We start from the raw sequence: 16,730 nt of genomic DNA on the forward strand, positions 1-16,730 counted from the left end.
GCCGGGGGAAAGAAGTGTACCAGCATGCTCTGGTATCGCTGAGTTGTTATCAGTCATCCCCGCCGAAATACGCCGATAGAAGCTTTGACTGGGCCACTCGGAGATGCTGGTGGAACGTCTGGCGTGCGATATCGAGCCGATCCGCGATCTCGCTCGCGTCGCTGTTTCGGGTCGGCCACTCGAAGTAACCGCCATGGTAGGCCGCCTCGAGTGCCAGCCGCTGTTTCTCGGTCAGCATCGACTCGACGGTGCGCCGGAAGTCGCCGCGGGTTTCGACCGGCCGATCGACGGTTCGCTTCGAGACGAGCCGGGTGTTGGGGTAGGCCGACGTGACCGCGCCGACGAGTTCGCGCAGGTTCACGTCGGGGCTCACCTGCACCGTAAACGTCGCGACGCCGTCGCGGACGACTTTCGACTGCAGCCGCGCGCCGTACTCTCCGAGCAGGTCGGTGATCGTCGAGCCGCGAACGACGACCTCCCAGTAGCTCTCCGCCTCGGCGTCGTCGATACGGCGCAGTTCCGTGATCGAGGGGTCGTCCCGCGCGAGGTCTCTAACCGTAGCCGGATCGATATCGGAGATTGTGAGGTAGAACACGAACACGCCGTCGGTCAGCGGCAGGACGTGATCGATCGAGAGGGTACAGTTCCCCCGGTTCGAGAGATCGATACAGACGTCCCCGCGGTCGGTCGATTCGAACTCGAGTTCGACGACGGTGTCCATATAGAGCAGCCGCCGGACCGCCATCGCGTTGATCGCGTGACCGATCGTGCCGCCGAACTCTTGGAGCACGCCCCGTTCCCGGTCGGCAAACGCCGTCGGCTCGTCGGCGGCGATCACGAGCGCGCCGAAGACGCGATCGCTCGCGGCGATCGGCACGACTGCAACCGAGCCGTAGCCCCGATCCTCGGCGTCGACCCGCCACATATCGACCGCGCTCTCGCGGAGGTTCCGGTAGCACTGGACGGTCCGCGTCTCGAACGGCGATTCGCCAGGGCCGTCAACCGGCGGGTCGACGAACGACGAGAGCACGCCCTCGGCCACGGCCGCGTCGATCCCCGCCCACGCCTCCGGCTCCCACGAGTAGCCGTCGGTCGTCGCCGCGGGATCCGCTTGCCCGATGACCGCGAACCGATAGACGTCGGTGGCCGCGAATTCCTCGACGACCGCCGTTTCGATCTCGTCGCGGGTCTCCGCCGCGACCATCGTCTCGTCGATCGTCCGGACGACCGCGTTGAGCCGCTCGAGGCGCTCGAGTTCCCGCTCGCGGGCCTTGCGGTCGCTGATGTCCCGGCCGACGCCGGTAAACCCGAGCACGCTGCCGTCGTCGTCGGTGATTCGAGCGCTGTTGAACTCGTAGGGGATCCGCCGCCCGGCTTTCGTACGGATCCGTCCCTCGGCCGTGACGCGCTCGCCGTCCTTGAGGATTCGATCGATCGCGTCGCCGATGTGCGCCCGGTCTTCCGGCGCGATGAACTTGAGCGGATGCATCCCGGTGAGTTCGTCCCGATCGTAGCCGGTGACGCGCTGGAACTGCTCGTTCCACTCGAGCAGGTTTCCCTCGGTGTCGAACGCGTAGAACATGTCCGGTTGGGCCTCGAGGAGGCTCTCCGTGAACGCCTTCTCCTCGCGGAGTTCCCGTTCGCGGGCCTTGCGGTCGGTGATGTCCCGGCCGACGCCGGTAAACCCCAGCACGTTGCCGTCGTCGTCGGTGATCCGAGCGCTGTTGAACTCGTAGGGGATTCGACGCCCGTCTTTCGTGAGGAGGTCCGCCTCCACGGTAACGTACTCGTCTTCCTCGAGAACTCGGCGGATCGCCTCGGCGATCCGCTCTCGGTGTTCCGGGGCGACGAACTCGAGCGGGCTCATCTCGGTCAGTTCGGAGCCGACGTACCCCGTCACCTCCGGAACGCGGTCGTTCCACTCGAGGTAGTTCTCGTCTGCGTCGAACGCGTAGACGACGTCCGGTTGTGCCTCGAAGACGCTCTCGGCGAAGGCTTTCGCTTCGCGGAGCCGCCGCCTGCGCTCGCGGTCCTCGGTACGATCGCGGACGAACCAGACGTACCCCCGAAGATCGGTTTCGTCTGACGCGGCGCGTCCGACCGCGCCGCCCCCGCGGATCGGCGCGAGCTCCTCGTGCGCCCAGAACCGGCTGCCGTCGCTCTGGAGCCGCCAGCCGTCGGCTTCTGTCCTCCCGCTCGTGCGCGCTCGCTCGAGTATCCGTTCCGGTCGACCGGACTCGCTGGCGTCCCGCGGAAAGCACGTCCGGTAGTGCGAGCCAACGATCGTCGCTTCGTCGTACCCCATGAGCTGACGTGCACTATCGTTCCACGCGGCGACGCGGCCGCTGGCATCCAGCAGTGTGATGGCGCAGTCACTGACGAGCGCGCTGAGATCGCAAATGTCAAACTGGCAGTCAACCGATTTATCGCCACAGTCGTCGGATCGATCCGCCTCCTGCGATGAGTCCGTTCGCTTAGAAGGGTTCTCGCTCATGCTAGCCACCAGCCCATAGTGGTGCATGTTATCTCACCACACCTGAAAAACTACAGGCCGCTCTTGCCACGGTTTCTTGAGTCTGTACCGTATTCAACAGGAATCTCCGTATCGTTTCGGAACCGTTGATAGACCGGTTCTCTCAGTAACTTATATCATGACTAAAATTATAAATTTTATAATAATACAATTAATAAAGTTTTATATATAAAGTATAAAATTATTTTGGCATTCGAATAGAAGAACGCTGTATGGACGAAATAGATAGCCTAATGCTGTATGGGCTTTCAACAATTGTGTTTTCTACATTTTCGCTTCACTTTGACATTATATACCAGATTTGGGGCGAATCACTGGGTCTACTTGGATTTCTTGTCTGTACACTATCTTTAATTGTGAAGTTTGTGACGTAATTGGACCTCAGTGGAGATCTCAGATCAACATGCCCGATTTACAAACTACAATATATATATATATATATATATACAAAACTTATGTGCTTGGAAAGGGGCGAACCGGGTGTTCATGTCTCGGAAAAACTCGGATGCAGCGAAAGCGTAGCCTATTCATCGTCCCGTCACCGACGCTATCCCGTGATCGCCATCGTCGAGAGCCGGGCCGACCGTGCCTCAGTGCACATCTGTGACCGCCTCCGCGAGCGCGCCGACTGGACGGAACGGACCGACGACACTCAGCCGGCGGCCGACGGCGGCGGCACGGTCTACCGGACCGACGGAGCCGAACTGCGCTCGTTCGACGACCTCCACATCGACCTCGAGCGCCCCGCCGACGCCTTCGACTGCGACCCCGACCTGCTCGTTTTCGCCTCACGGCATTCGGGCGACACCGGGGCGCTGCTGACGGGCCACTTCACGGGGAACTTCGGCCCGGCCGAGTTCGGCGGCGAGCCGGACGCGCTGGCCGATGCCGCCCCAAACGCGCTCGCCCGCCTGCTCGAGGCCTTCGACGAGTACGCCCCCGACGACTACGAGGTCGGTATGGAGGCCACCCACCACGGCCCCACCGATGTCGGCTGCCCGTCGCTGTTCGCCGAACTCGGCAGCGGCGACGAACAGTGGGACGACCCCGCGGGTGCCGACGCCGTCGCCCGCGCCATCCTCGAGCTTCGAGACGCAGACCCCCACCGCCCGAAACAGGTCGTCGGCTTCGGCGGCAACCACTACGCCCCGCGGTTCGAGCGAATCGTTCGGAAAACGTCGTGGGCGGTCGGCCACGTCGCGGCCGACTGGGCGCTCGAGGCGATGGACCACCCGACGGCTCATCGCGACGTCCTCGAGCGCGCCTTCGACGCCAGCGAGGCCGACATCGCGCTGCTCGACGGCGAGTGGCCCGTTCTCGAGGAGACCCTCGAGTCGATGGACTGCCGGATCGTCAGCGAGACGTGGCTGCGCGAGGTCGACGACCGGCCGCTCGAGATGGTCGACGCGGTCGAGTCCGAGCTGGAAACCGTCGACGACGGCGTCCGCTTTGGCGACCGACTCGCGGACCACTTTGCCGTCGTCGAGCTGCCGGCCGACCTCGTGAGCACCGCACAAGGGATCGCTCCGGACCGCGTTCGAGCGATCGTCGAGGCCGAGTCCGTCGCCTTCACGACCGACAACGGCGGAAGCCGCGTCGGCTCGCGAGCGGCGGTTCCCAAACCCGAGGACGACTCGAGCGAGCCACTCGAGGCCATCATCGAGAGACTGGCCGAGGTGCTCGCTGAAAAGTACGACGCGGTGCGGATCGAGGACAACGCCGTCGTCGTCGAAGAGACGGCTTTCGATCCCAGATTGGCGCGGCAGGTCGGCGTGCCGGAAGGACCGAAGTTCGGCGCGCTCGCCGACGGCGACTCGGTCACAGTCGACGGGGAAACGGTCAGTCCCGAGAGAGTTCGGACCGAACGGACGCGCCGGTTTCCGATCTGATCGGATTGTGGACCGACAGTAAGAAACACTTACGGCCTCCCGTCCGGCTGATTCGATCTCTTCTCGTCCAGACACATAAGACGCTATTAACGTGTCAGACAGGCGGCTGACGTGTAGGGGAAAGGTAATTATGCTCCATCGTTTAGACAGGGCCAAGAATGGACTCTCTAATCGACGACGCGATCGACGAGGCCGAGGACGGGGAGGCCGCGGACCCCGCCGACGCGCCACAGGGCGGGCAATCGCCCGGCGGGACCGAGTCGGACGGCCGACAAACCGGGACGATGACCGACGACGAACTCGAGGACGTTCTGCAGGATCTCCAGACCGATATTACGGTCGTCGGCTGTGGCGGTGCCGGCGGGAACACGATCAACCGCATGCACGAGGAGGGCATCCACGGCGCGAAACTCGTCGCTGCCAACACCGACGTCCAACACCTCGTGGAGATCGACGCCGACACCAAAATCCTCATGGGCGAGGAGAAGACCGGCGGGCGCGGGGCCGGCTCGCTTCCCCAAGTCGGCGAGGAGGCCGCTCTCGAGAGCCAACAGGACATCTACGACGCCATCGACGGCTCCGACATGGTCTTCGTCACGGCCGGCCTCGGCGGCGGCACCGGCACGGGCTCTGCACCGGTCGTCGCCAAAGCCGCCCGCGAGGCCGGCGCGCTCACGATTTCAATCGTCACGACGCCCTTCACCGCGGAGGGCGAAGTTCGGCGGACGAACGCCGAAGCCGGCCTCGAGCGCCTGCGCGACGTTTCCGACACCGTCATCGTCGTCCCCAACGACCGGCTGCTCGACTCGGTCGGCAAACTCCCTGTCAGGCAGGCGTTCAAGGTCAGCGACGAGGTGCTGATGCGTAGTGTCAAGGGAATCACAGAACTGATCACGAAACCGGGCCTCGTCAACCTGGACTTCGCCGACGTTCGCACCGTCATGGAACGGGGCGGCGTCGCCATGATCGGCCTCGGCGAATCCGACTCCGAAGCCAAAGCCGAGGACTCGGTCAAGACCGCGCTACGCTCGCCGCTGCTGGATGTCGATATCTCCGGTGCGAGTTCCGCGCTCGTCAACGTCACTGGCGGCAACGACATGGCCATCGAGGAGGCCGAAGGCGTCGTCGAGGAGATCTACGACCGGATCGACCCCGACGCCCGCATCATCTGGGGGACCTCGATCGACGAGTCCCTCGAGGGCAGCATGCGGACGATGATCGTCGTCACCGGCGTCGAATCGCCACAGATCTACGGTCGCCCCGACGGCGAGGACGCCGTCCAGCCCGAAGCGCCCGCCCAGGGCGAAGACATCGACTTCGTCGAGTAATCGAGCGCTCGACGAGCCTGCGTCGCGATTCGAGTCCACGCAGTTGTTTCTCTCCGCGAATCGACGGCGGTTTTGATCGCTCTCCGCTCACGTCTCACCCCTCAACAGATCGGTTTCGGGTCGAGACCGAGGTCGTCCAGCGAATCGGCGTACGACTCGTAGGCCGCGGTGATCGTCTCTTCGGCGGCCGTCCGCGCTCGCTCCCACTCGTCGTCCTCGGTACAGACGTCTGCGAGCAACGCGGCCGCCTGCTCTCCCTGTGCGTTCGTTTCGGTCCGCAACTCCCGGAACCGATCGGCGCGTCCCTCGTCGCCCTCGTTGACGAAGAAGTTCACGAGCTGTAGGTGGGTTCGATCCCCGACCATCGCTCGCCCGACCAGCCCACCGAGTCGAGCCGCCGTTGCCTCCAGCGATCGGAGGTGTTCGTGCATCGGTCCGGCGTCCCCGTCGATCGCTGACTCGTCCTCGAGGTCGGCCGCAATCCGATCGTAGTGGTCCCGTTCCTGTTCGCGATGCTCGCCGAAGAGTCGTCGCGCGTCCGCGTGCGCTTCGTCGTCGGCCCACGCCTCGAAGGTCTCCATCGCCGCCCGCTCGCTCGCCGCGGCGATCCGGAGGACGGTCGGTTCGGCGAGGTCCGCGTCGGTGAGCGCGACGAGGAGTTTCGACGAGCCGAGCCGCTCGAGTTCGACGGCCATCGATTCCGCGATCGAGTCCTGAAAGTCGGCGGCGTCCATACCGAACCGACACCGCGGAGGCTGTTGAACGTTGGTGCGGGTCGCCCGGCCGCGGCTTTAACCGAACCGGGCTCGTATCGAACGATATGACAGACCGGAGCGACGCCGCCGATCCGGCCGACGACCCGTCCTCGATCGCTCCCGGCGCGCTGGCCGAGTTGCTGCAGTCTGGCGACCGCGCGACCGTCCTCGATGTCCGCAACCGCGACGAATTCGAGCGCTGGCACCTCACGGGCGAGGGGATCGAGGCCGTCCAGATTCCCCACGCGAAGTTCATCCAAGCCGAGGCTACCGGCGGCGTGACCGACCTCGTCGCCGACCTCGAGGAGCCGATCGTCGCGGTCTGTGGCCACGGCGAAGCGAGCGGCCACGCCGTCGAACTCCTCCGGGACGCGGGCATCGAGGCGCGCAACCTCGCCGGGGGCATGGACGCGTGGGCGGAGCTGTACACGGCCCGCGAACTCGAGGTCGACGCGCCCGCCACGGTCCGACAGTACGACCGCCCCTCGAGTGGCTGTCTCGCCTACCTGCTCGTCAGCGGCGGCGAGGCGGCGGTGATCGACCCACTGCGGGCGTTTGTAGACCGGTACGAGGCTGACGCTGCCGACCGGGGCGCGACGATCGAGTACGCCATCGATACCCACGTCCACGCCGACCACGTCAGCGGCGTCCGGGACCTCGCGTCGCGGGCCGACGCCGAGGCGGTCGTCCCCGACGGTGCTCGCGACCGTGGGCTCGCGTTCGACGCCACGACCGTCGCCGACGCCGCGGAACTGCGTTCCGCGAGCCCTGCTTCGCACGCCCAGCAGGACGGAGACGAAATCCGAATCGGCGACGCGACGCTGACCGTTCTGGCAACGCCGGGTCACACGAGCGAATCCGTCTCGTTTCGTCTCGAGGGCGACGACGCCCCGCTCCTGTTCACCGGCGACACGCTGTTTCTCGAGGGCGTCGGTCGGCCGGACCTCGAGCGCGGTGCCGAGGACGCGGCCGCGGCTGCGCGGCGATTGTACGAGACGCTTCAGCATCGAATCCTCGAGCAGCCGGCCGATACGACGATCGCGCCGGGTCACTACAGCGACGCCGCCGAGCCGCGAGACGACGGGAGCTATATCGCCCGACTCGAGACCCTACGCGACCGGCTCCCGGCGCTCTCGATGGCCGAAGACGAGTTCGTCGAACACGCCACGAGCGACCTCCCGCCGCGGCCGGCAAACGACGAGCGGATCGTGGCCGTCAACCTCGGGCGCGAAGACGTCGACGAGGAGACGGCGTTCGAACTCGAGTTGGGACCGAACAACTGCGCAGTTGCCGACTGACGGGTCAGTCGTCCGCCACTGCGCTGTCGTTCGCGCCACCCGACTTGAGGTCGTCCTCGATGCTCGGCGGATACTTGCCGCGGTCGAGTTTCAGATCGGACTGGGGTCGCGCCATACAGGTCAGCGCGTAGTTCTCGGCCTCCTGCTCGGTGAGTCCCCGCGCGGCCGGTTGGGTAACCTCGCCCTCGACGATCTCGGCGGAACACGCCAGACACATCCCGACTCGGCAGGAGTACTCCTGGGCGATCCCTTCCTCGAGACACCGGCTCAGGATCGTCTCCTTGTCGGTACAGGTGATGGTCTCACCCGTCCCGACGAACTCGATGGTGTACGCAGTCATACAGCCCGGTACGGAAGACCTCACTAAAACTCTTTATCTACCCGCGGGAAACCAGTGTGCCGGTTCCGCGAGACGGCGTCGCGGTTCGTCTCCCGACTCCTCGATCGACCCCGCCGCATGATTTCGCCCCTGACAGTCCGACGAATCGACTATAAAACGTTTTCTTACCGCGGTGTCCACACTGTTGGTATGAGTACGCAGGAACAGTCGGCCGCCGCCACGACGACGGTAACGCAGTCGCCGGACGCGGTCGTCGTCGGAGCGGGCACCGCAGGGTGCTACGCCGCAGCGACCATCGCACGGGAGGGGTACGACGTCGTCATCCTCGAGCGGAAAGACGAAGAGGAGGCGGGTCACATCGCCTGTGGCGACGCGCTGAAGGGTGCCGACGCCTTCCCCGAGGCGATCCCGAAGTCCAAACTCGAGCCGGCTTTCACCAACACGGGCGTCGATCACGGCCGCTTCGAGATCCCCCAGGAGGACACCGTCCTCGAGATTCCGGTCCCCGGCGAACTCGCCGTCATCGACCGCTGGGAGTACGGCCGGCGGATCATCGACGGCGCGGGCGACGCCGGCGTCGACTTCCACTACGATACCGTCGTGAAAAACGTCGTCCAGAACGACGACGGCCGCGTCACGGGCGTCGAGGCGATCCGGAAAGGCGACCCCCTCGAGTACGAGGCCGACATCGTCATCGACGCGGCGGGCTCGCTCTCCGTGCTCCAGGATAACGTCGACTTCTCGAACTCGACGTTCGACACCAACGTCGACTACAGCCACTTCTGTTCGGCCTACCGCGAGATCGTCCGCGTCGACGAACCCGTCGAGTGGGACGACGCGCTCGTCTTCAAGCCGACCGAACGCGCCGCGGGCTATCTGTGGTACTTCCCGCGGACCGACACCGAGATCAACGCGGGCCTGGGCTTCCAGATGACCGAGGAGCCGATGCAACTCGTCGACGACCTCAAACGCGACCTCGAGAACCGCCCCGAGTTCGAGGGCGCTGAGGTCGAGGACAAACTCGGCGCGGCGCTGCCGACCCGACGGCCCTACGATTCGGCCGTCCACCCGGGCTACATGGCAATCGGCGACGCCGCGGGCCACGTCAACCCCACCACCGGCGGCGGCATCGCCGGGGCCGCCTACGGCGGCAAGTACGCCGCCGAACGGGCCATCGAGGCTCTCGAGACCGGCGACTTCAGCGAGGACACCCTCTGGGAGTACAACGAGAAGGTGATGGACCACTTCGGCGCGCGCTACGCCGCCCTGGACGTCTACAACATCCTCTCGACGGCCGTCGACGTCGACGACCTGATGGGCTTGCTCGCCGCGATGCCCGGCGATAAACTCGCCGAAGCACTCTACTCCGGCAGCGCCGACATCGGGCTCAAACTCAAACTCGAGTCCCTGATCAAGAGCCGCGGCCACTGGGGAACCATCTGGAACCTCTACCAGACCAAGCGACGGGCCGACGAACTCCTCTCGCACTACGAGAACTACCCGACCAGCCCCGAGGGCCTCGCCGGCTGGCAGGCCCGCCGCGACGACCTCATGGAGGCGGTCTACGAGACGACAGGGGCGGACCCGAAGTACTAGAGCCAAACTTTTGCTCTGCGTGCGGTCGCAAAGCGACCGCACTCGGCAAAACTTTGATGAAAAGCACCGGAAGACGCTTCGCGTCTTCCGAGCTCTCGTTCACTCCGTTCACGAGAACACTCCTCCTTCCCCGCCAGCCGCGCGTCGCGCGGCTTCCGGGTCAGTCGTCGGCCCGCTCGCTCACCCTTCGGGTTCGCTCGCGGTCGGTATCGGGTGGCGGCCTGCCCTCCCCCGAGTCGCGGGCTCCTCGCGGCGCTCGGAGCCCGCTCCCGGCCAGTGACCGCTCGAGCGGGCCGCATCGATCCTGATCTCGAGTATCCGTCCGATTCGGCCGCCGGCGGACAGTTCGCAGAGTTGTACTATCGATTCCCGTGAACATTCCCCTACTCTGTTAGGGTATTTTGGCTTTCCTATCGGTCAAATAAGGGGTTATGATGGTACAGAACCACACGCGTCGACGCGCACTGACACTGATCGGCACTGCAAGCGGTATCGCACTCGCCGGCTGTATGGGCGGCGACGACGGCAATGGCGACGACAACTCGAGCGACGACTCCGGCAACGGGATGGACGAAGACGAAGACATGGGAGAGGATTCCGGCTCCGACGACGGCATGGACTCCTCGATGTCGAACGTCCGGGTCGCACACCTCTCGCCCGACGCCCCCAACGTCGACGTCTACGTCGACGGCGACGCCGTCCTCGAGGACGTTCCCTTCCGGGACGTCAGCGACTATCTCGAACTCGAGCCGAGTACCTACGAGGTGATGATCACCGCCGCCGGCGACGCAGACACCGTCGTCTTCGACCAGGACCTCGAGATCGCGGAGGGGTCGTTCACGATCGCGGCGCTGGGTGAACTGGCCGAGGAGAACCAGCCTTTCGAGCCGGCGATCCTCGAGGACGACGTCAGCGATCCCGGCGACAACGCGCGGATCCGACTGGTCCACGCGTCGCCGGACGCCCCCGCGGTCGACGTGACGGTCAGCGACGGCGAAACCGTGCTATTCGAAGACGCTGCCTTCGGCGACACGGCGACGGCCGAGGTTCCCGGCGGCGAGTACACCCTCGAGGTCCGGCCAGCGACCGAGACCAACGACGGCGACGTAGTCGCGACGTTCGACGTTGCACCGGAAGGTGGCAGCGTCTACAGCGCCTTCGCCGTCGGCTACCTCGAGCCCGACTCGGCTCCCGCCGACGAGGCGTTCGACCTCGAGGTCGTCATGGACGCCTGATCGGTGATACGGATCGACACTGGAACCGAAGCCGTTCGATCCAGGACGCCGTCGGCAGGTGCGTACCGAACAGCGACGGGTCGGGAAAGCTGCCAAGCGCGTTTCGAGTCGGGTAACGGCTACCGATCGCCGAGTCGCTCGATTGCCCCCGCCAATACGTCGATCCCGTGTCCAATACTGACTTCGTCGATGTCGAACGTCGCGGTGTGGTGGCCGCCGGGGTGGTCGGTGCCGACGCCGACGTAGCAGGCCGTTCCCCCGTTTGCCTGTACCGCCCGCATCAGGTAGGTCGCGTCCTCGCTGCCGCCGAGTTCGTCGCGCTCGAGGACGCGTTCGACGCCCGCCGTGTCACCTGCAACGTCGGCGACGATCGAGACGAGTGCCTCGTCGCTGGTCGCGCTGGGTGCCTCCGCGCCGGTTTCGATGTCGATCTCGCAGTCGTGCATCCGGGCGGCACTCCGGAGCACCTGTCGGGTTCGTCCCTTCATGTACTCCATGAGCTCGGTCGTCTCGCCGCGGACTTCGGAGACGATTCTGGCCTCGTCGGGGATGACATTCGCCGCGCTGCCGCCCTCGACGACGCCCGCGTTGACCCGGGTCTTGCCGTCGTTGTGCCGGGGAATGCCGTAGAGGTTCTGGACGGCCGTCGCCATCGCTTGGACGGCGTTTCGCCCCTGCTCGGGGTGACCGCCCGCATGTGCCGACTCGCCCGCGAATTCCGCCTCGAGGTGTGAGACCGCGAGAAAGCCGTCGATGCCGGCGACGATCTCGCCGGTCGGGTGATCGAGGCCGATATGGACCGCGAGCAGCGCGTCGACATCCTGAATGTGTTCGCTCTCGGCCATCGACTTGCCGCCGCCGACGACCTCCTCGGCGGGCTGGAAGAACACCTTCAGCGTCCCGGAAAAGTCGTCGCTGGCGGCGATCCGCTCTGCGACACCGATCCCAATCGTCGCGTGGGCGTCGTGGCCGCAGGCGTGCATCGCTCCCTCGTGTTCGGAGCGAAAGCCCTCCGCAGTGGGGGCATGGGCGGGGTCGTCGGACTCTTTCCGGGGAAGCGCGTCGATGTCGACGCGCAGGCCGACGGTCGGCCCCTCGCCGCGCTCGAGGACGGCGACCACGCCCGTATAGCCGCCCTCGAGTCGCTCGAGCACGTCCGGGTCGACGCCGGCATCCCGCGCCTGCTCGTACCAGTGGGTGAATTCGGCGTCGTCCGGGACCGCCATCCGGTGGTCGCCCGCGATGGCGTCGGGACCGACGTGGAGTTCGTCGAGGTCGTCGCCCAGTCGGGACTCGAGTTCGTCGACGATTCGCGCGGTGGTGTAGAACTCCCGCCACGCGGGCTCTGGTTTTCGGTGGAGGTCTCGACGCAGTGACACGAGGTCGTCCGCGGTCATATCTCGACCTCGTCGGGAACGGTAAAAAGTGCTCCCGATGCTCACACGTCGAGAGGAGCGGAGACCGTCTGTGCCGGTGTGGCTCGTGGCCCGTTCAGTTCCCGCGGCCCGCGCCGTGGATCTGTTCGACCTCGGCCTCGATGTGGACGGAGTCCGGGAAACTCTGCGAGGCGATGTTGCGCGCGAGGCTGTCGTGGCCGTGAATCTCGAGTTCGCGGGTGAAGACGGTGTACTCCCACGAGGAGAACTGCCGGTCGTCGTCGGCGTGGAGCCGACAGCGTTGGGGAACCGAGTGCTTCTCGGGCGGATGGGAGTGGGGGCCTTTCAGCGCCGCGCCCTTTCGTTCCGCGTTGGCTTTGATGTCCTCAACGATGCCATCGAGCGCGGCGCGATCGCCGCTCTGGAGGGTGAGACGGGTGACGAAGGTCATGGCTGGTACTGTCGCATACGTCGTCGGGCGGGGCGTAAAAACTTGCTGAGACGCGCTGCCCACCCGCGCGGGCGGTGACCGACTGCAGTCGATCGGCCGTCGCCGTCGTGACAATCGTGCCCGGAATCAGTGTCCGTTGGACGAACAGTCCGATATTCTCTTAACGTCGCACCTGTTAGCCCACTTAATGGCAGTCGAAGCTACGAGCGCAGGCGCGATCCTCTTCCGCGATACGCGGGGCCGGCGCGAGTATCTTCTACTCAAGAGCCGCCCAGGCGATTGGGAGTTCCCCAAGGGCGGTGTCGAAGGAGATGAAGAGCTACAGCAGACGGCGATCCGCGAAGTAACGGAAGAGGCAGGTATCGAACAGTTCCGACTACTCGACGGCTTTCGCAAGGACTACGACTACGTCTTCGAGGCGAACGGCAAGACGATCCACAAGACCGTCCACCTGTTCGTCGCGAAGTCCTTCGAAGCGAGCGCGGAACTATCGAACGAACATCGCGACCTCCAGTGGCGCGATTACGAACAGGCGATCAACACCGTCACGCAGGACGGCCCTCGAGAGATCCTCGAGGACGCCCACGAGTTTCTCGACGAACTCGAGGAGGAGGACGAAGAGTAAGCGACACGACGGCCGTCGCCGTTGGCTGCCTCCCACTGCGGAGGAGTGACGACGTTCCACGAGATGGGATCGCGGTTCAGTCCCGATCTCGATAGTCGGGCCGAGAGTGGCACTGCTGTCGCTCGCGAGCCGCGGCCGCCGGTCGATCGAGTAGCGTTTTTGCGCTCGTAGTGTGAACTCCCCGTGTGGCCTCTCATACCGCCGAGTTCGGGTTCGAGCTCCGGACCTGCCGCTGGGCCGAACTCGCGTGGCCGCCGGGAGACGAGTCCGAAAGCGACGGCACCGCGATCGTCGTCGCCCGGCAACTCGGCACCAAGCGCCGGCGCTGGGATACCATCGTCCTCGAGTGCGACCGCGAGGCCCTCCGGCAGCGGGCGAACTTCGGTCTCGACCGGCTCGATAGCGATCTCCTCCACGTCGTCCGGAACGCCCCGATGGAGTGGACCTACTACCGCGACGCGCTCCCCCATCCGGGCTATCCGTGGCGGTACGTCCGCGAGGCGATCCACCGCGCCGACGACCGCGGTATCCTCGCGACCAGAAAGAACGGCAACCGTATCGAGATCCGGCGCAAGTGTCTCTATCCCGACTGGATCGAGCGGATCGTCGCCATCGAGAACAAACCGGATCTCGACGCCAGCGCCGCCCGCGCGCTCGGCTCGCAACTCGAGTACGACGTCGCGATGGGGTTGGCCGACGAGGTCTGGGTCGCGACCGAGGAAACCGGCGAGCGCGTCGACCCCGCGCTCTTCGAGGACCTGCCGGTCGCGGCGGGCATCCTCGCGCTCGAGCCCGAGACGCTGACGGCCGACGTGTCGTGGTACCCCCGCTCGCTCGCGGTCGACGAACCCGGCACCCGCATCCTCGAGCGGCCCGACGGCGGGCATCGGGACGACTCCGCCGCCCGGTTCGAGTACGTCGAGCCGGAAACGAAGGCCGCAAAACGGCTCGCGATCGCCGAACGCGCCTACGAGCGCGGCTGGCGCTCCTTTATCGACACGATGCGCCCCGACTGCCGACACTTCGAACTCCGCGCTCGAGACCCACAGCAGGCGGTGCCCTACTGCGCCGCCAAGAGTCGCTGCCAGACGGCCGCCGAGTGTTCCGGGTCCTGTTCCGACTTCGAACCCGAGCCGCCCGTCTGGCGTACCCGCGGCTGGCCGATCGAGGGCGGCCCCGGAAAACGATCGCAGCAGATTCTCGAGGAGCGCCGCCGGCGACGACGACCGGGGCTGTAGCCCGGTCCGCGCGCTCGAGTGTCAGTGTCCGCGTTCGTGTCAGTTGGCGTCAGAGACGGAGACCTCGAGGTCGTCACGTTCGACGGTCAGCCGGAACGTCGGCACGGTGCGGTACTCGACCTCGACGACGCCCTTGCGGCGCAAGCTCTGGAGACCCGAGCGGACATCTTCTGCCTCCGGGTCGATATCGTATTCGTCGCGGAGGCTGTGGAGCACCGACACCACGCTCTCGGAGCGCTCTTCGGGCCCGGCGAGCACCGCGACGATCCGGGCCTGTAGCTCCGGGACGCGGATCTTGGAGGGGACGCCGTCGTCCTCAGGGTCGCTCTCGATTCCCGGCTCGACGTCGACCAGATCGGCCGCCTCCGCGGTCGCGCGGATCAGGCTGTTGTCGTCCCGAAAGTAGTAGTCCCCGAGTTCGTTCTCGAGGTACTGGTGGACCTCGCTGCCGCTTTCCATCCCCCATCGGTCCTGCAGCTCGGAATTCTTCGTCGGCTGTAGCTCCACTACGTCCGCCAACCGGTCCGTGGCCTCCTCCGAGAGCGTCATCGTGGAACCGTATGCGTATCCGGTACTTTTGCGTTGCGTCCCGCCAGTTCCGTGGAACGTCACGCCGAGCCGCCCGCCCCCTTCTGATGAGCCGTCTATCGCGGGACGACTCGGGCTGGCGAGTAAGGATCGAATGGGGTGGCTCGAGCGATCAGTTTGAGTCAATCGCTTCCGACGACGGGTACCGAGGCCGTCGCCTCGAGCGTCTCTTCGACCTGCGTATACACCAGCATCAACCCGAGTGCCGCGAGCGCGCTCCCGAAGACGAAGGGCGCTTCGAAGCCGAACTCGATCAGCGCGCCCGAGGACAGCGGGCCGGCGGCGATCCCGTAGCCGAAGGCCATCGTGAGCACCGACAGCTTCGAACCCGATTCGCCCTCGCCGGCGAGGTCGCCCGCAAGCGCCAGCGACGGCGCGAACACCATCGCAGCCGCGACGCCCTGGAACAGCCGGGCGACGAACATCAGCACGGAAGAGAACAGAAGACCCTGCACGAGCGTCGTCGGGATCAACAACACCATCCCGGTAACAATGAACGGCCGCCGGCCATACCGGTCGCAAGCACGCCCGATCGGCGTCTGGAGCGCGACCTGCGCGATGATAAACGCCGCAAACTGCAGGCCGAACCAGGTCGCGCCCTGCTCGAGGCGGGCGTTGACCTGCGGCTGGATGGTCGAGAACAGCGCGATCGCGGTCGCCATGAAAAACGACGCGACGCCGAGCGTGAAGATCGGATCGAGCAGGTTGGGGCCCGCCCGGTCGAAGATCGGAATCGAGAGGTCAGCGCCGGCGTTTGCGGCCGCCGAATCCGAATCGGAGACCAGAATCGTCACGAGCACGTAGCTAATCGTCGCGGTGATCGCCGCGGTGTAGAAGGCGGCATCGAATCCGGTGATCGTCACCCCGATTGGGAGCGCGTACGGGCCGAGACTGACGACCGCGCCGGCCAGCGCCGGGCCGGCACCGAAGCCGACCAGTCGGAACGTGTTGTAGACGCCCATGTTCCCGCCCCGATTGCCGGCCGTCGCGAGTTCGTTGACGAGCGCGATCGAGGCCGGAATAATAAAGGACACGCTGACGCCCTGTAATCCGCGGATGACCAGCAGCGAGACGTATGTCTCGGCGAAGACGTACGCCAGGTTCGTCAGCGCGAGGCCGGCGAGGCCGACCAGAATGAACGGCTTTCGCCGACCCAGTCGGTCGGACAGGCGACCGGTAACCGGCTGAAAACTGCTGTTGAGAAAGCCAAAGAGCGAGAGGATCAGTCCGATGATCATCGACTCCCCGAGGCCGAACGCCGTCCCGCTCACCACGCCGCTGCTCACGTACAGCGGGATCACGATGATTAGAAACGAGTTCCCGATCCCGTCCGCCATCCGGGCCCCCGCCAGCGCGAGCACCCGTCGGTCCACGGCGAAGGGCGCGATAATCCGATCCACGAGTCCCCGCATCGAGTTTTCCTGCGTGACCGCGTCCGATTATAGTTTCGAATCGAAATGTTATCATACCTGAACGTC

General features: G+C 65.6%; 14 protein-coding genes. 7 read left to right on the plus strand and 7 right to left on the minus strand.

Features of this window, described 5'->3' with window-relative positions:
- Positions 1-49: 49 nt before the first annotated feature.
- A complete protein-coding gene (locus ACJYUO_RS00845; protein WP_494343533.1) occupies positions 50-2,494 on the minus strand; it encodes a PAS domain S-box protein in 2,445 nt (814 codons plus the stop codon).
- Between the two features lie 593 nt (positions 2,495-3,087).
- Here ACJYUO_RS00845 and ACJYUO_RS00850 point away from each other — a divergent pair.
- Positions 3,088-4,422, plus strand: coding sequence for a D-aminoacyl-tRNA deacylase (locus tag ACJYUO_RS00850; RefSeq protein ID WP_494343534.1), 1,335 nt, complete (start codon positions 3,088-3,090; stop codon positions 4,420-4,422).
- 158 nt (positions 4,423-4,580) lie between these two features.
- A complete protein-coding gene (gene ftsZ, locus ACJYUO_RS00855) occupies positions 4,581-5,750 on the plus strand; it encodes a cell division protein FtsZ (RefSeq protein WP_494343535.1) in 1,170 nt (389 codons plus the stop codon).
- A 101-nt stretch (positions 5,751-5,851) separates the two neighbouring features.
- On the opposite strand, the gene ACJYUO_RS00860 is transcribed toward ftsZ, so the two are convergent.
- Entirely contained in the window at positions 5,852-6,484 is a 633-nt protein-coding gene (locus tag ACJYUO_RS00860; protein WP_494343536.1) for a rubrerythrin family protein, read from the minus strand.
- A gap of 86 nt (positions 6,485-6,570) precedes the next feature.
- On the opposite strand from ACJYUO_RS00860, the gene ACJYUO_RS00865 reads away from it, so the two are divergent.
- Entirely contained in the window at positions 6,571-7,803 is a 1,233-nt protein-coding gene (locus tag ACJYUO_RS00865; protein WP_494343537.1) for an MBL fold metallo-hydrolase, read from the plus strand.
- A gap of 4 nt (positions 7,804-7,807) precedes the next feature.
- Here the strand turns inward: ACJYUO_RS00865 and ACJYUO_RS00870 are convergent, their stop codons facing one another.
- Positions 7,808-8,143, minus strand: a complete 336-nt coding sequence (locus ACJYUO_RS00870; protein WP_494343538.1) for a 2Fe-2S iron-sulfur cluster-binding protein — start codon at positions 8,141-8,143, stop codon at positions 7,808-7,810.
- Between the two features lie 189 nt (positions 8,144-8,332).
- On the opposite strand from ACJYUO_RS00870, the gene ACJYUO_RS00875 reads away from it, so the two are divergent.
- Together ACJYUO_RS00875 and ACJYUO_RS00880 are read left to right on the plus strand one after the other, a co-directional pair.
- Positions 8,333-9,739, plus strand: coding sequence for a geranylgeranyl reductase family protein (locus ACJYUO_RS00875; protein WP_494343539.1), 1,407 nt, complete (start codon positions 8,333-8,335; stop codon positions 9,737-9,739).
- 434 nt (positions 9,740-10,173) lie between these two features.
- Positions 10,174-10,974 carry a DUF4397 domain-containing protein gene (locus ACJYUO_RS00880; protein ID WP_494344412.1) on the plus strand — a complete coding sequence of 267 codons (801 nt, stop codon included), beginning with the start codon at positions 10,174-10,176 and terminating at the stop codon, positions 10,972-10,974.
- Between the two features lie 119 nt (positions 10,975-11,093).
- On the opposite strand, the gene ACJYUO_RS00885 is transcribed toward ACJYUO_RS00880, so the two are convergent.
- Both ACJYUO_RS00885 and ACJYUO_RS00890 read right to left on the minus strand, forming a co-directional pair.
- Positions 11,094-12,371, minus strand: coding sequence for an amidohydrolase (locus ACJYUO_RS00885; RefSeq protein WP_494343540.1), 1,278 nt, complete (start codon positions 12,369-12,371; stop codon positions 11,094-11,096).
- Between the two features lie 94 nt (positions 12,372-12,465).
- Positions 12,466-12,801, minus strand: a complete 336-nt coding sequence (locus ACJYUO_RS00890) for a 30S ribosomal protein S10 (RefSeq protein ID WP_444720042.1) — start codon at positions 12,799-12,801, stop codon at positions 12,466-12,468.
- A gap of 187 nt (positions 12,802-12,988) precedes the next feature.
- On the opposite strand from ACJYUO_RS00890, the gene ACJYUO_RS00895 reads away from it, so the two are divergent.
- Positions 12,989-13,426, plus strand: a complete 438-nt coding sequence (locus ACJYUO_RS00895; protein WP_138246146.1) for a bis(5'-nucleosyl)-tetraphosphatase — start codon at positions 12,989-12,991, stop codon at positions 13,424-13,426.
- 185 nt (positions 13,427-13,611) lie between these two features.
- Positions 13,612-14,664: a DUF5787 family protein gene (locus ACJYUO_RS00900; RefSeq protein ID WP_494343541.1), complete on the plus strand. Its 1,053-nt coding sequence runs from the start codon at positions 13,612-13,614 to the stop codon at positions 14,662-14,664.
- Between the two features lie 39 nt (positions 14,665-14,703).
- On the opposite strand, the gene ACJYUO_RS00905 is transcribed toward ACJYUO_RS00900, so the two are convergent.
- Positions 14,704-15,213, minus strand: coding sequence for a DUF5797 family protein (locus ACJYUO_RS00905; protein ID WP_494343542.1), 510 nt, complete (start codon positions 15,211-15,213; stop codon positions 14,704-14,706).
- A gap of 161 nt (positions 15,214-15,374) precedes the next feature.
- Positions 15,375-16,664 (minus strand): MFS transporter, encoded by a 1,290-nt coding sequence (locus ACJYUO_RS00910; RefSeq protein WP_494343543.1) that lies wholly within the window; start codon positions 16,662-16,664, stop codon positions 15,375-15,377.
- Positions 16,665-16,730 lie beyond the last annotated feature (66 nt).

It is taken from the genome of Natrinema sp. CRL1 (genome assembly GCF_059162405.1).

Bases quoted from the DNA above. Each gene is read 5' to 3' on its own strand.
- ACJYUO_RS00910 (WP_494343543.1), bottom strand. From the start codon at position 16,664: ATGCGGGGACTCGTGGATCGGATTATCGCGCCCTTCGCCGTGGACCGA.
- ACJYUO_RS00885 (WP_494343540.1), bottom strand. From the start codon at position 12,371: ATGACCGCGGACGACCTCGTGTCACTGCGTCGAGACCTCCACCGAAAA.
- ACJYUO_RS00870 (WP_494343538.1), bottom strand. From the start codon at position 8,143: ATGACTGCGTACACCATCGAGTTCGTCGGGACGGGTGAGACCATCACC.
- ACJYUO_RS00865 (WP_494343537.1), top strand. From the start codon at position 6,571: ATGACAGACCGGAGCGACGCCGCCGATCCGGCCGACGACCCGTCCTCG.
- ACJYUO_RS00890 (WP_444720042.1), bottom strand. From the start codon at position 12,801: ATGACCTTCGTCACCCGTCTCACCCTCCAGAGCGGCGATCGCGCCGCG.
- ftsZ (WP_494343535.1), top strand. From the start codon at position 4,581: ATGGACTCTCTAATCGACGACGCGATCGACGAGGCCGAGGACGGGGAG.
- ACJYUO_RS00845 (WP_494343533.1), bottom strand. From the start codon at position 2,494: ATGAGCGAGAACCCTTCTAAGCGAACGGACTCATCGCAGGAGGCGGAT.
- ACJYUO_RS00860 (WP_494343536.1), bottom strand. From the start codon at position 6,484: ATGGACGCCGCCGACTTTCAGGACTCGATCGCGGAATCGATGGCCGTC.
- ACJYUO_RS00895 (WP_138246146.1), top strand. From the start codon at position 12,989: ATGGCAGTCGAAGCTACGAGCGCAGGCGCGATCCTCTTCCGCGATACG.
- ACJYUO_RS00905 (WP_494343542.1), bottom strand. From the start codon at position 15,213: ATGACGCTCTCGGAGGAGGCCACGGACCGGTTGGCGGACGTAGTGGAG.
- ACJYUO_RS00875 (WP_494343539.1), top strand. From the start codon at position 8,333: ATGAGTACGCAGGAACAGTCGGCCGCCGCCACGACGACGGTAACGCAG.
- ACJYUO_RS00880 (WP_494344412.1), top strand. From the start codon at position 10,174: ATGGTACAGAACCACACGCGTCGACGCGCACTGACACTGATCGGCACT.